Source organism: Nocardia sp. BMG111209, assembly GCF_000381925.1.
In the GTDB taxonomy this organism is placed as follows: Bacteria; Actinomycetota; Actinomycetes; order Mycobacteriales; family Mycobacteriaceae; genus Nocardia.
The window spans coordinates 4,990,197-5,003,629 of sequence record NZ_KB907307.1; the positions used below are offsets into that span (position 1 = coordinate 4,990,197).

Here is a 13,433-nt window from a genome sequence, read left to right on the forward strand (position 1 = left end):
GCTAGACGCGACGCCGCTTGGGCGGACGGCAGCCGTTGTGCGGCTGCGGGGTGACATCGGAGATCGTGCCGACCTCGAGGCCGGCGGCCTGCAGCGATCGGATCGCGGTCTCACGACCCGAACCCGGGCCCTTCACGAATACGTCGACCTTCTTGACGCCGTGCTCCTGCGCCTTGCGGGCGGCATTCTCGGCGGCCAGCTGGGCAGCGAACGGGGTCGACTTGCGCGAGCCCTTGAAACCGACGTGGCCGGACGACGCCCAGGAGATGACGTTGCCCTGCGGGTCGGTGATGGACACGATCGTGTTGTTGAACGTGCTCTTGATGTGCGCGTTGCCGTGGGGAACGTTCTTCTTGTCCCGGCGCCGCGACTTCTGGGTCTTCTTGGGGCCCGAGGCCCGACTCTTCGGAGGCATTTATCCCTACTTCTTCTTGCCGGCGACGGTCTTCTTCGGACCCTTGCGCGTACGCGCGTTGGTCTTGGTCCGCTGGCCGCGCACCGGAAGGTGGCGACGGTGGCGGATGCCCTGATAGCAGCCGATCTCGATCTTGCGACGGATGTCGGCCTGCACCTCACGGCGCAGATCACCCTCGACCTTGAACTCCGAGGCCTCGATGTAGTCGCGGAGCTTGGTGAGGTCGTCGTCGGTGAGGTCCTTGGAACGCAGGTCCGGGCTGACGCCGGTCTGGTCCAGGATCTCCTTGGCCCGGGTACGGCCGATCCCGAAGATGTAGGTCAATGCGATCTCCATGCGCTTTTCGCGCGGGAGATCGACGCCCATCAAACGTGCCACTGTCGTGACGTCCTTTTCTGTTGCGGAGGTCTGCTCCCTGTCCGTCCCCGCGTGTGGGGCCCCGGCCTCCGTACCGGGGGTAGGTGGGCACCCGCCCTTTCGAGCTCGTCGGTACCCACTGGATCTGGGAGGACTTCTTCTGCCAATCCGAACTGCGTTCGGTGCTTGGCTGGTGCGCGACCGGGGTCACCCCCGGCAGAGGCTCAGCCCTGACGCTGCTTGTGACGCAGGTTGTCGCAGATCACCATGACTCGCCCGTGACGGCGGATCACCTTGCACTTCTCGCAGATCTTCTTGACGCTCGGCTGAACCTTCACGTCCGTCCAATCTGTGTTGTGGTTCACAGGGTGTGAACACAGTTTTTCCCCAGCCGTCCGACTGGGGAAGCTTCATGCGGGGCGAACCCCGTGCCCGCCGACCGGGACCGACCAGGCCCCCGGCGGGAAGATTCACTTGTAGCGGTAGACGATGCGCCCGCGGGACAGGTCGTAGGGTGACAGCTCCACGACCACGCGGTCCTCGGGGAGGATACGGATGTAGTGCTGCCGCATCTTCCCGCTGATGTGTGCGAGAACCTTGTGACCGTTCTCCAGCTCGATCCGGAACATCGCATTGGGCAGCGGCTCGATAACTCGACCCTCGACCTCGATGGCCCCGTCTTTCTTCGCCATATCCTCCGCGATCCCTTAGGCTGAACCCGCTTGGTTGCAGCTGTATCGGCCAGCAGTCTCTCCACCGGCGACCGCACACGAGAGCATGCGCGAACCAGCAGGTAGATGCACCGCCGATCAATCTTACCTGGCATTCTACCGAGCGACCAAATAACCCCGCCGCTCGCCCATGGCGAAACCCGGCCCCCTGACCGGAGCACGCCGAACAGTCGAAGTCTACTCCGCGACCTGCCCGCCAGGAGGCCGTTCGGCGCACTCACCGTCCGAGTGACCGCCGTCACGGACCGGCACCGGCCCCACCGCGACATTCGGCGGACGCCCCGACGCCGGGGCCGATCACCTCTCGCCGCCGAGATCAGCGGCGGTATACCGATACCGGCCGAGCCGTCCCCGCAACCGATCCCGGGCCACCGCAAATCCGTCGCTATCCAAAGCGGCTCGCGTGGTGCGCAATACGGCGGACATGGCAGGATCGGGACCGCGAACAGTCCGGCACACGACGGGTCGCCTTCGCGGTGGCTCGCGTAAACTACGGCTGTCAGTTTGTGTAGGCAAGGAGATCCCAGGGGGACCCGGTGAAGGAGCGCAGCGAGCGATCGAGCGACGCGGCGTCACCCGACCCGGGCACCGCGAACGCCAGTGAGGCACGATCGTGAGCCGCCCCAACGACGGTCTGCCCATGTTGCCGCCGTGGCTGTCGGAGAACGACGTCACCGAGAGCGGTTACGAGGCCCCGGTCCAGAATCTGCCGCACGAGGAACTCATCCCGGAGAAGCCGTCCGGGCGACGGCGATTCGGGCGCAAATCCGATCCCGAACGGCCCGCGCCGGAAGGTGAGAAGCGGCGCGGCTGGGGCCGCCGCAAGGACAAGGGCGAGCCGGAGGCGCCGGAGCAGCAGCCGTGGGGGGAACCGCAGTACGAGGCGGAACAGAACGGCAATTTCCGGCCGGAAATGCCCCCGCCCGACCTGCCGCCACTGCCGCAGCGTACCGGTGGCGAATTCCAGCTGCCCGCAAACCATCCCGGTGTGCCGCCGACCAACGGCCCCGCACCCACGGGTTTCCCACCGCCGGACGCCCTCGGCCTGCACCCGGACACGGCTCCGCCACCTCCCGGGAACCCGGGTTCCACGCCACTCGTTCCGCAGGGGTTCGCCGGATCCCCGACTGCAGGGCCACAAGGCTTCTCCGAGCCCGCAGCACCACAGGGCTTCTCGGGTTCCACGCCGCCCACTCAGCAGGGCTTCCCTGGACTTGCACCGCAGGAGTTCGCTGGATCCCCGACTTCTGGACCACCGGGGTTCCCCGAGCCGAGACCGGGCACCCCGCAAGGCTTCCCGGGTTCTACGCAGCCCGCACCGCAGGGGTTCTCCGGGTCACAATCCGGCGCCCCCCATGGGTTCCACGGGTCGACGCCGACTGCTCCACCCGGATTCCCCGGCCTGCCACCGGCTGCTCCGCAGGGTTTCGAATCCGCGCCGCCCGCACCACAGGGATCACCCGGGTCCGCGCCGTTCGCCCCGCAGGGGATTCCTGGGTTCATGCCACCCGGGCCGCAGGGGTTTGCCGGGTCCGCACCGCAAGGGTTCGCCGGGCCGGGTCCTGCCGAGCCGACCGAACGCCTCACTCATCGTCCCGACCTGCCGCCGTCGCCGTCCAACCTGCCGCCGTTGCCGGAGCCGCCGAGCCCGAACGACGCGGCGCGGCCGACCGGCGCGGGACCGCTGTCCCCGCAATGGCCCGAAACCGCTCCCCCGCGGCTGCTACCGCCGGGTGAATCCGCCCCGTCGCATGCCGCCGACCCGGCGCTCGGGTCCGAGCAGCAACCCGAATGGCAGGACTCGGGCAGGCCCGGCGCCGGTGGCCTCACCATCCCGCCCGCCCCGAGCCACAACCGGCCCGGCGGAACCGGCTCGAACCCGATCGATCCCGGCTCCGGTTTCCCGGCGCCCGGGCCGGAAGGCTTCCGGCACACCGGCGGTCATCCGTCGATCGCACCCGGGGTCGGCCCCGGGCCCTCGAATACGACCGGACCTCGGCAGCCCACGGTTCCGGCACCCGGTATCGCGCCGGTCGGCGGAAACCCCTCCACCACAGGGATTTCCGGCACCGGGCCGCGTCCGGAGCTTCCCGCGCCGCCCGATTCCGCGCATTCCGGCGGCGTCGGACGGCCCGGATCCGGTGCGGCACCGTTCCCGGGGCACGGCACTGCGGCGCCGACCGCTGGACCCGGTTCCGTCCGGCCGGAACTTCCCGCCCCGCCGCCGCGTGCCGGAGACGTACCGGGCGGCGATCCGGCCATCGGCGAAGCTCCTTCCGCACCAACCGCTTTCGAGTCCGGCCCCGGCTACAGCGGCGTCCAGCCGTCCCCCGGCGCGAACCGATCTCCGGAATTCGCGCCCGAGGGGACCGTGGGGCCCGGTGGCCAGGGCCCGACCGGAATACCGCAGCCCTCCGGTGAAAATCCTTTCACACCAACCGCTTCCGACACTGCCGCTCGCCCACCGGCGGGTACTCAGCAGAACATCGGCGAAAATGCCGCCGGGACAGCCCCTTCCGGGGGCATCGCGGAATCCGGCGGTCGCCCGCCGACCGGCGGTCAGCCGGTTATCGGCGAGAACCCCTCCGCGGCAGCCACTTTCGGTATCCGTTCAGGATCGGGTCGAGCGAAATTCCCCGCAGGCTCCGCGCCGGGAGAGAACGGTTTCCCCGCAGGCTCCGCACCCGGAGAGAACGGTTTCCCCGCGGGTTCCGCGCCGGGAGGGAACAACTTCCCCGCGGGCTCCACGTCGGGGGCGAACACCGACGCGTTCGCAGGCGGGACTGCGCCGACCGAAGGTGGCCGGGAGGGCACGGGCACCGCGTCACCGGAGACCCACCGGGCACCGACCGGCGACGTGCCTCCCGGCGACCCGTCCGCGGCAACCCCTTTCGGTGACGTCCGAGCACCCGATGCCTTCGCCGCTCCACCGGGAGGCGGGCGACCGGCCAACGAAACCCTCTCCGCCGCAGCGACTTTCGGTTTCGCACCGGGATCCGCCGCCAACGTCACCAGCCCACCGGCGTCGAACGGCCCGCGACCGGGCTCCGGCGACCCGGCACCCACGGGCGAAAACCCTGCGGCGCAGGGCCGTCCGGGCGTACCCGGGTTCGATTACGGCGCTCCGCCGCCCGGTCCCAGCGTACCCGCCCGGCTGTCCCCCGACGGGGCACCGGTCGGCGGCAACCGGCCCGATGCGCCACCGTTCGCCGGTGGACGCCCCGGCGAGCCCGGCTTCCCGCCGGGACCATCCGGCAACGGCCCGTTCCCCGGACATCCCGGCGGCCCGGAATCGGCCGAACCACAGAACGCACCCTGGGCTCCCGAACAACCGGCGACCGGCGGACGCCATCGGATCACGAACGATTCGGGCGACCAGACCGGCGACCGGCCGCCGTACGGAATCGGGCCCGCCGGCGCGGATCCGCAGTTCGAGCCCACCACGCGCTTCACGTCGCCGCCTTCCGCCGAGGCACCACCGTCCCAATTCGGCACCGCACCGGGCCAGTACGAAAACGACGGCGCGGCACCCGGTTACGGAACCGCGCCGCAGGCCGGGCAGCCCCCGCAGGCACCCGACGGCGGCTACGGGCAGCCGAATGCCGGGCCGGGCGGCCGGCGCTCCGATACGCCGCAACAACAGTGGGGCACACCGAATTACGCGGCGCAGCAGTATTCCGCGGGGGGCGGTATCCAACCGTCGCTGGACGATGTGCCGGTCCGCCGGGCCCGCAGCAAGTCGTCGAATTCGGGCTGGCGCCGGGCGGTGCACCACATGTCCGGTGGCGCCATCAATCCCGGGATGTCCGCCGAGGAGCGGCGGCTGCAGGAATTGGTCGCGCGCATCAGGCAACCGGTGCGCGGCGACTACCGGATCGCGGTGCTGTCCTTGAAGGGTGGCGTCGGCAAGACCACGACCACGATGGGTATCGGCTCGATCTTCGCGTCCATCCGCGGCGACCGGGTGATCGCCGTCGACGCGAATCCCGACTTCGGCACGCTGTCCCAGCGGGTGGTCCTGCAGACCCGGTCGACGGTGCGCGATCTGCTGCTGGACCCGTCGATCGGCTCGTACTCCGATGTGCGGCGACACACCTCGCAGAGCACCAGCCGCCTGGAAGTGCTTGCCAGCGAACGTGATCCGGCCGCCTCCGAATCGTTCAGCGATGAGGAGTACCGCCAGGTGGCACGGATCCTGCAGCGGTTCTACAACATCATCCTGACCGACTGCGGTACCGGCCTCATGCATTCGGCGATGGCCGGTGTGCTGGATCTGGCGCATTCGCTGGTGCTGATCTCGTCCTCGGCGATCGATGGCGCTCGCAGCGCCGCGGCCACCCTGGATTGGTTGTCGCTGCACGGGCACGATCATCTGGTCCGCAATGCCGTCGTGGTGATCAATCTGCCGCGGCCCGGTTCGCCGAATGTGGGTATTCAGCAGTTGCGCGAGTACTTCCTGTCCCGCTGCCGCGCGGTCCACATCATCCCGTTCGATTCGCATCTGTCCGAAGGCGCGGAGATCGATCTGGCCCGCCTGAACAAGGACACCAAACGCGCACTGGTCGAACTGTCCGCCACGGTCGCCGACGATTTCGCCACCGACCACCGGCGGTTCCTGCAGTACTGAGCGAGGCCCCGCCGTGCGGTCAGCGGATGCCGCGCTCGGCGGGAGGCCGGCCGCGGCCGGCTCGTCCACTCGCCAGCACGCTGGTCCCGTCGGTCGTACCGGTCATGACCTCGCGCAGCACCCGCCGGAAGGTGGGACATTCGAGGTGGCTGGGCGCCGGGCAGTCGGCGGCGTGCCGTAATTCGTCACGCATCGTGACGAGAGTGCCGATGGTGCGATCGAGTTCATCGGCCTTGGCCCGCAACATCTCACGATCGATCACCGCGGCGCCGGCCGGTTCGAGCAGGCGCCGGATCTCGTCGAGAGAGAAGCCGCCGCCGCGCCCGATCGCGATCAGCGCCAGCCGTTGCAGCACCGCCGTATCGAACAATCGGCGCTGCCCGCGCCGCCCGATCGAGGCGATCAGCCCCTTCTGCTCGTAGAACCGCAATGTCGAAGCGGGAACGCCGCTCCGGCGCGCCACCTCGGCGATATCCAGTGGCCCGTCTCCGCTGCCCGTGCGATCCGGCGTCATGGCTTGACTTTAAGTCGACTTCAACTGGCACGGTGGAGCCATCGATCACCGAACAGCCGGGAGCAGGGATGGATATGACGAATCGGACCGAGAATCCGCAGGCCACGCTCTGGAACGGGCCCGCGGGGGCGGCGTGGGTCGCGGCGCAGGACGTGGTCGACGGGGCTCTGCGGCCGTTCCGGGATCTGCTCGTGGACGAGGTCGTGGCCACCTCCGGGCACCGCGTACTGGATGTGGGGTGTGGCACCGCCGCGACGACCGTCGCGATCGCGGCGCGGCTCGGCGACTCGGGCCACTGCACGGGCGTCGACATCTCCGAACCGATGCTCGCGGGGGCCCGCGCTCGCGCCGAAAAGGCCGGGGTCGCAGTCGAATTCCTCTGTGCCGACGCTCAATCGCACCCGTTCCCGCCCGAATCGTTCGATACCGTCGTCTCCCGGTTCGGGGTGATGTTCTTCGCGCAGCCGCGGATCGCCTTCGCCAACCTGCGCCGGGCCGCCGCCGAGGGTGGTGCGCTGCGGTGCATCGTGTGGCGCGGCCCGGAGGAGAACCCGTTCATGACGACGCCGGAGCGCACCGCGGCGACACTGCTGCCGAATCTGCGGCTGCCCGATCCGGGCGAGCCCGGCCGATTCGCCCTCGCGGACCGGGACCGGGTCACCGCGATTCTGGACGGCAGCGGCTGGAACGAGGTCGCCCTCCGGCCGATCGACGTCGAGTGCACCATGCCCGAGGCCGACCTGAACTGGTACATCTCCCGGATGGGAGTGGTCGGCAACGCGGTGCAGGCGGTCGACGAGCCGACCCGGGAGCGGGTGGTGAGCGCCGTCCGCGCCGCACTCGAACCCTTCGTGCACGGTGATCGGGTGCGCTACCCCACGGCCTGCTGGATGATCGAGGCCCGCGCGGCGTGACGCGGCCGGTCGGCCGCCGCTGCTACCAGGTGGGCAGCCGCCGGCGGCCGGCCATCACGTCGCGGAGCAGGTCGTCGTAGCCGTCGGCCAGTTCGGCGAGGCGATGCCACGCGCCGTGCAGGACCTCGTTGTCGGCATCGAGCGTCATCAGGGCATGATGCGCGCGAACGGACGCTTCGCCGAGGCGGTCGATCACCGAACCGATGGTCTCGGTGTGCAGGGTGGCGCCGAGCCGATGCTGTGGCACGGCCCGCGACACCCAGTCGTCGATCGCCATGACGAGCTCCATGCGACGGCGTTCGATCTCGAGGATCGCCGCGGGCTCCAGGTCCGGCGCGTTGTCCCCGGTGCCGCCGAGCCGGCGCTCGTGCAGGACCGCGAGGTCGCGGGCGAACCAGAGCAGCGGGCCACCGATGACGCGATGGCCCCGGCAGGCGCGCAGTAGTAGATCGGAGCTGGGCACCAAGCCGTTGGTGAGTGTTTGCACCGCCACCCCGCCGTGGGAAATGGTGGGCAGCGCCACAACCGTTTGATACGTCTCCGAACCTGCCACGTTGCCTCGCCGTCTTCGCCGTTACAACCCTCGTTCAGGACAGTTCATTACAATAAACTGCGGAACCCGTGTGTCAAGGGTCACACGCCCATCATCTCGACGGAGTAGACTCCGAGTCCTCGAGAAACAACGTCCTCCACGGAGATGCAGGGGGTCACATGGTGGACGGTCCGAGGTATCAGCGCATTGCCGGTCTGCTTCGGGACGAGATACGCGACGGTCGCTGGGGGCCCGGCGATCGTCTCCCCAGCCACAACGAGCTGGCCGAGCAATTGCAGGTATCGATAACGACCGTACGCAACGCGATTCAGGTTCTCGTCACCGAAAACCTGTTGTACACAGCCACTTCCCGCGGCACCATCGTGCGCAGCCAGGAGGTGCTGGAATCCGTTGTCACCCATCACATTCGCCCGGATCGTCCGATGGCCGGCAACGACATCTTCTCCGAGATCGCGCGCGCGGCCGGGCGGGAGCCGTCCAAGCAGTTCACTGCCCGGATGGAGCCGGCCGGTCCCGACGTCGCGAATTGGCTGGCGGTGCCCAAGGATTCGTGGGTGGTCGCCCGAACGGTGGTGCAGTACCTGGACAATGAGCCCTGGTCCTGGGAGGTGAGCTTCTACCCCCGGGAGCTGGCCGAGCACACCGGTATCGACTCGCCGCACGACATTCCGGAGGGCACCACCCGCCGGCTCGCCGCCTGCGGGCACGCCGAGACCGCGCACCGGGACACCCTCGTGGCCCGTCCGGCCACCGCCGAGGAGGCCACCGTCCTGGCCGTCGGCACCGGCACGATCCTGCTGGACCATCTGCGCATCGGCGCCAATCCCACCCGGATCACCCGGGTGTCGCGGCACCGGTCGATCGCGAACCGCAATCGCCTGGCCTACGAACTCGGCGACGACGCGGGTATCGATCTCATCCGGAACGCTCTCGGCACGCCGCAGCCGCCGGGCAATTCACACTATTTCGGCATATCTCTGGTACCCGGTTCATCATGAATATCCGCATTCGCCAGGCGCGTCCGGCCGATCTCGGCACCATCTGTCGACTTCGACTCCAGCGGGCCGCCTGGCTTGCGGCCCGCGGTTCGGATCAGTGGACGCGGCAGGCGGGTGGGCTGCCGATCGAGGTCTTCTCGGCCGCCGTCGGCCATTCCCTGCGCCGCGGCGAGTCCTGGATCGCGGAGGTCGGCGGCGAACCGGTGGGTACCGTCACCGTCAACGACCGGGCCGACACCGGGCTGTGGTCACCGGGCGAGCTGACCGAGTCGGTCATCGTGCACTACATGATCGTGGATCTGCGCTGTGCCGGTCGCGCGGTGGGTGCGAATCTGCTCGCGCACGCCGCCGCCCTGGCCCGCGCCCGGCGCCGAACCTGGGTCCGTCTCGACGCCTGGACGGCCAATCCCGCACTGCACGACTACTACCGCCGCGCCGGCTTCCGCCTGGTCCGGATCGCGGCATCGCCGATGCCCGGCCCCTCGGCGGCCCTGTTCGAGCGGCGGGCCGATGCCTGGGAGCGGGCCACCGAACCGCCGAGAATTCCGCAGCGCATCCTGATCACCACCCGCGACGCCGGGCTGACCGTCTCGGCGGTGGCCTCACGGCTGGACTGAGCTGCGCACCAGATCGATGGCGATGTCGGCGTAGACCCGGTCCTTGTCCCGCTCGGCCTCGGTCAGGGTCTCATCGGTGATCGTGGGCCAGTACGGCAACAGCTGGTCCGGCCGCGCGGTCCGGTACTTCCGGGACATCCACGCCTCGTGCACCACGTCGGAGATCGCCTCCCGCGCCTGCGGGTCACGCAGGTCGACGCCGGCGGCGTGCAACTGTGCCGCCACCTCGAGGGCAACTTCGACGGAGAGTTGACAGTTGCGCTGGGCGTCGGCCGGGAGGTGCCAGTAGTCGGTGTTCGCCAGATCCACGTGCCCCGGATGCGCCGGGTCCTCGTGCGCCGCGAGCCACCGCTCGTCCGTCGTCGGGGCCCATACCTGTTCGTAGCGACCGTCGCCGGTCTTCGGCAGATCGAAACGCCACCTGTCGTGACCGTGAGCGGACCCGATGTGGACCAGCTCCGGGTCGTACAGCGGCGAGTAATCGTCGGCGAGCCGGTTGAACAGATCCTCGCCGCGCATCGGCGTGACCGGCTCGACATGGGTCGTGGTTCCGCCGACCGCCATCGGGTCGGCCGGCTCGTACGGGAGGCCGAGTCCGTGCACCGGCGCACCGCCGTGCAGGACCACCGCCGAGGTGGTCTCGATCGAATCCGGCAGGGCCCCGGTCAGTTCCGCCACGGTCACCGCACCGCCGTCGACGCGGACCAGACGCTCGTTGCCGAATTCGTCCACACCGGTGTAGTTGACCAGATGCCCATCGATATCGAAAATTCTTGCGCCGCCGGGGATCCGGCCCAGATAGCTGATGGTCGACAACTGCGCCGACCGGCCTGCCTCCCGTTCGTCCAGGACGAGCGCCGTAGTGACCTCGCCGCTGCCGAACCGGGAATCGGAATCGACCCGCATCATCTCCCGCAGCAACGTGTTGTGCGGTGAGGAGGGCCGCAGCACCGAACCGGTCCGGGTGAACAGTTCCGGCTGGGCATCGCCGGGCAGCGCGCGGCGGATCGCGCCCCAGCTGTATCCGCCGGCGGGATCCTGCGTGTCGATCACCATGTGCTGTACGTTCTCCACCCGGGTCAACGCGTCCCGGACACCCGCCACCGAGGGCTGGATGTCGCGGCTGTAGAGCAGCCGGGCGAACTCCACACCCTGGTTCTCGTCCACGACAATGACCTCGGAAACATGGTCGGGCCGAACGTAGTTCAGGTACTCGGCGAGGCCCCGCGGGGACAGCGGAGAGTCGCGCAGGCTCACCACGACCCGCTCGCCCAGCGGCGTCAACCGTCGCACGATATTGGCGGCGCTCGAGGTTTCCGCCCGGAGGAATCCGAAGGGACGTCCCTCGATGTCGAAGGCGACGCCGGTCGGCCGCCCGGCGGCGTCCCGCGACGGCAGGTGCCGGATCTCGTATCCGGCCCGCGCCAACAGCAACGCGGCCCGATTCTGCTCGTGGCGTGGGTAATTGAAGCCGACCATATGGGTGGCGCCACGATCCCGGATGGACGGCCCGGAGCCGGACGGCGCGGCGTCCCGGTCCGGGTGGTTCGACCGGCGCGTAGGTTGCGGTCGCGGCTCGGTGAGGCCGGGGGCCGGTTCGCCGAAACCGTATGCCGCCGCGGCGAAGTCCGCACTCGCCGCGAGCAGACCGGGTGGAAGATTCTCGACGCCACCGGGATGCGGGGTGTACTCGAACGAGCCGTGCGGGCGGTCGCCGGGGTCTCGACCGCCCGCATTCGCGGCCGATCCGCCCGTGTCCCCGCCTCGTCCGCCGGATCCGGATTCGCCGCTGCCGCGACCCGATGCGAAATCCCCGCTGCCGCGACCGGATCCGGAATCACCACCGCGACCGGTCGCGAAATCTCCACCGTTGCGATCGGATGCGAATCCACCACCGCCGCGGCCGGTCTCGTGGGGCTCCGACCCGCCGTGCCCGGACTCACCGAACGGACGACCGGATCCGTTGCCGCCCGCGGACATTGCCGGTGAGCTCGGCGGAACCGGTGGCGTATTCGCCCGATTACCAGGCGGTTCCGCTGTTCCGTCCGGGGTGCGGCCCAACGGCCCATCCATGTTGCGGTCCATCGACCCTTCCGGGGTGCGGCCCAACGACCCGTCCGGGGTGCGACCCAACGACCCGTCCGGGGTGCGGCCCAGCGGCCCATCCGGAGTGCGCCCCCACGGCCCGTCCACGTTGCGGCCCAACGGTACCGATGCCGGGCCGTCCGTGACCGACAGTGCCGGTGTACCTTCCAGCCGCGTCTCGCCCGCACCGACCAGCACCGGAACTCGTTCGCCGGGGCCGAGGCCGACCGTGGTGACCTCCGGCCGGTTCGCCCCGGGCACCCTCGACGGGTCGAAGACCAGCGGCCGATCCCGCTCCGTCGACGCGGCGGCGATCCGATCTGCCTCGTGCCGGGCGGCCGACTCCGGATCGAACGGCGCGGTCTCGATGCCGCGACTCGCCAGGTGCGCGGCGATATCGCTCTCGCTCAGCACGCGACCGCCGGATGCCCGCCGCACGATCGGTTCGGCCGACGCACCCACCACCGCGTCGCTCGTCACATTCGGCGACGTGCGCACCCCGGGAATCTCGCCGGACGAACCGAACACGATCCCCGACAGGGACGATCTCGCCGCCGGATCGCGGCCCGGCACGAAATTCGGCATCCGGCCGGTCGCGGACAATCCGGCGGCATCCAGAGTGTCCGGAACCGGTTGCGCCGCAGGGAATTCGACGAGCGGGTGCGATGTCCGCCCCGCGTGCACCACATGCGTCACGCCGCCGACCATGCCGCCCGCGATGCCGATCGTCAGATTGTTCATCAGATCGCGCCCGGACAAACTGAACTTCCCGGTGTACGCGGCGGTGGTGAGACTCCCCGCCAGCACACCCGGAATCGCGCCGCCCGCACCACCGGCCGCGCCCAGGGTCAAGGTCCCCAGGACCGCTGACAATCGCGGACCACGGACCATCCGCCCCAGCCAGCGTTGCACTGTCGGAGCGGCGGCCGACGCGACCGCGGCGCCGCCGAGACCACCGGCCAGACCGCTCACCATGCCGGTCACGATGGTCTGCCCGTCCAGGTGCTGCCGATGTCCCGCCCAGATCTGGCGTTCCTCGGCCACGAGCGGGACCACCGCACCGGCCGCGGCGCCCAGCGCGCCCGCCATGGTCAGCATTCCGGCCCGGGTCGCCATGAACGCGCGGCCCGAGGTGACCAGTCCGGTGAGCCGGTCGCCGAGGAAGCGCCGCCAGCCGACCCGCGCGGCCGCCCGATCCTCCACGGATTTCACCGCGCCGGCCTGCAGCATCAGCGCGTCGGCGGCGAGCTGCGCGACCAGTACGACGCCCATACCCTCCCAGGTGAACTGGCCCTCCTCGACCGTGTTGGCGCCCTGGTAGAGCTGCTGCGCGAGACTGTCGGAGTAGTCGGCCTGGTTGTCCAGGGCCGTCGCGATCCGCTCCTGATACGAGGCGACCTGCGCACCGGTGTCACCGCCGAGCGCGGATCTGCTCGACCCGGCCGAATCGCGATATCCCTGCGCCAGTTCCCGGCTCCGCTCGGCGGACGCGGCGTGCGCATCGGCCATCTGCCGCATCTGCGCCGGACGGCCGTCGGGTCGCGGGCCCAGGACCGGTTCCACCAGCTCCATCGGAAAATCGGCCACGCACGTTCCTCTCACCTACCGTGGCCGATTTTCGC

Annotated in this window: 11 protein-coding genes; 4 read left to right on the forward strand and 7 right to left on the reverse strand. The window is 69.9% G+C overall.

Annotation, left to right across the window (positions count from 1 at the left end):
* Window position 1: 1 nt before the first annotated feature.
* The 4 genes from rpsK to infA form a co-directional block, all read right to left on the reverse strand.
* Window positions 2-415: a 30S ribosomal protein S11 gene (gene rpsK / locus G361_RS0123135; protein WP_019929497.1), complete on the reverse strand. Its 414-nt coding sequence runs from the start codon at window positions 413-415 to the stop codon at window positions 2-4.
* Window positions 416-421: 6 nt separating this feature from the next.
* Complete coding sequence (gene rpsM, locus G361_RS0123140) at window positions 422-793, reverse strand: 30S ribosomal protein S13 (RefSeq protein ID WP_019929498.1); 372 nt, start codon at window positions 791-793, stop codon at window positions 422-424.
* 203 nt (window positions 794-996) lie between these two features.
* Window positions 997-1,110 (reverse strand): 50S ribosomal protein L36, encoded by a 114-nt coding sequence (rpmJ, locus tag G361_RS0123145; RefSeq protein ID WP_011207363.1) that lies wholly within the window; start codon window positions 1,108-1,110, stop codon window positions 997-999.
* 132 nt (window positions 1,111-1,242) lie between these two features.
* On the reverse strand, window positions 1,243-1,464 hold the full coding sequence (infA, locus tag G361_RS0123150) for a translation initiation factor IF-1 (RefSeq protein WP_003886926.1): 222 nt from the start codon (window positions 1,462-1,464) through the stop codon (window positions 1,243-1,245).
* Between the two features lie 2,896 nt (window positions 1,465-4,360).
* Here infA and G361_RS51120 point away from each other — a divergent pair.
* A complete protein-coding gene (locus G361_RS51120; protein ID WP_019929502.1) occupies window positions 4,361-6,130 on the forward strand; it encodes an AAA family ATPase in 1,770 nt (589 codons plus the stop codon).
* A gap of 19 nt (window positions 6,131-6,149) precedes the next feature.
* Here the strand turns inward: G361_RS51120 and G361_RS44555 are convergent, their stop codons facing one another.
* Window positions 6,150-6,644: a helix-turn-helix domain-containing protein gene (locus tag G361_RS44555; protein ID WP_019929503.1), complete on the reverse strand. Its 495-nt coding sequence runs from the start codon at window positions 6,642-6,644 to the stop codon at window positions 6,150-6,152.
* 74 nt (window positions 6,645-6,718) lie between these two features.
* On the opposite strand from G361_RS44555, the gene G361_RS0123175 reads away from it, so the two are divergent.
* Complete coding sequence (locus G361_RS0123175) at window positions 6,719-7,558, forward strand: class I SAM-dependent methyltransferase (RefSeq protein WP_231386978.1); 840 nt, start codon at window positions 6,719-6,721, stop codon at window positions 7,556-7,558.
* Between the two features lie 22 nt (window positions 7,559-7,580).
* Here G361_RS0123175 and G361_RS0123180 read toward each other — a convergent pair whose 3' ends face one another.
* The gene (locus G361_RS0123180) at window positions 7,581-8,081 is read right to left on the reverse strand and encodes a DUF4254 domain-containing protein (RefSeq protein WP_019929505.1); all 501 of its coding nucleotides are present in this window, start codon (window positions 8,079-8,081) and stop codon (window positions 7,581-7,583) included.
* Window positions 8,082-8,269: 188 nt separating this feature from the next.
* Here G361_RS0123180 and G361_RS44565 point away from each other — a divergent pair, with 188 nt between their 5' ends.
* Together G361_RS44565 and G361_RS0123190 are read left to right on the forward strand one after the other, a co-directional pair.
* The gene (locus tag G361_RS44565) at window positions 8,270-9,109 is read left to right on the forward strand and encodes a GntR family transcriptional regulator (protein ID WP_052172700.1); all 840 of its coding nucleotides are present in this window, start codon (window positions 8,270-8,272) and stop codon (window positions 9,107-9,109) included.
* A complete protein-coding gene (locus G361_RS0123190) occupies window positions 9,106-9,726 on the forward strand; it encodes a GNAT family N-acetyltransferase (RefSeq protein ID WP_019929508.1) in 621 nt (206 codons plus the stop codon). Before G361_RS44565 ends, G361_RS0123190 begins: the two co-directional genes overlap by 4 nt.
* On the opposite strand, the gene G361_RS0123195 is transcribed toward G361_RS0123190, so the two are convergent.
* Window positions 9,712-13,398, reverse strand: a complete 3,687-nt coding sequence (locus G361_RS0123195; RefSeq protein WP_026343396.1) for a hypothetical protein — start codon at window positions 13,396-13,398, stop codon at window positions 9,712-9,714. The two genes, G361_RS0123190 and G361_RS0123195, sit on opposite strands and share 15 nt — an antisense overlap.
* Window positions 13,399-13,433: the final 35 nt, after the last annotated feature.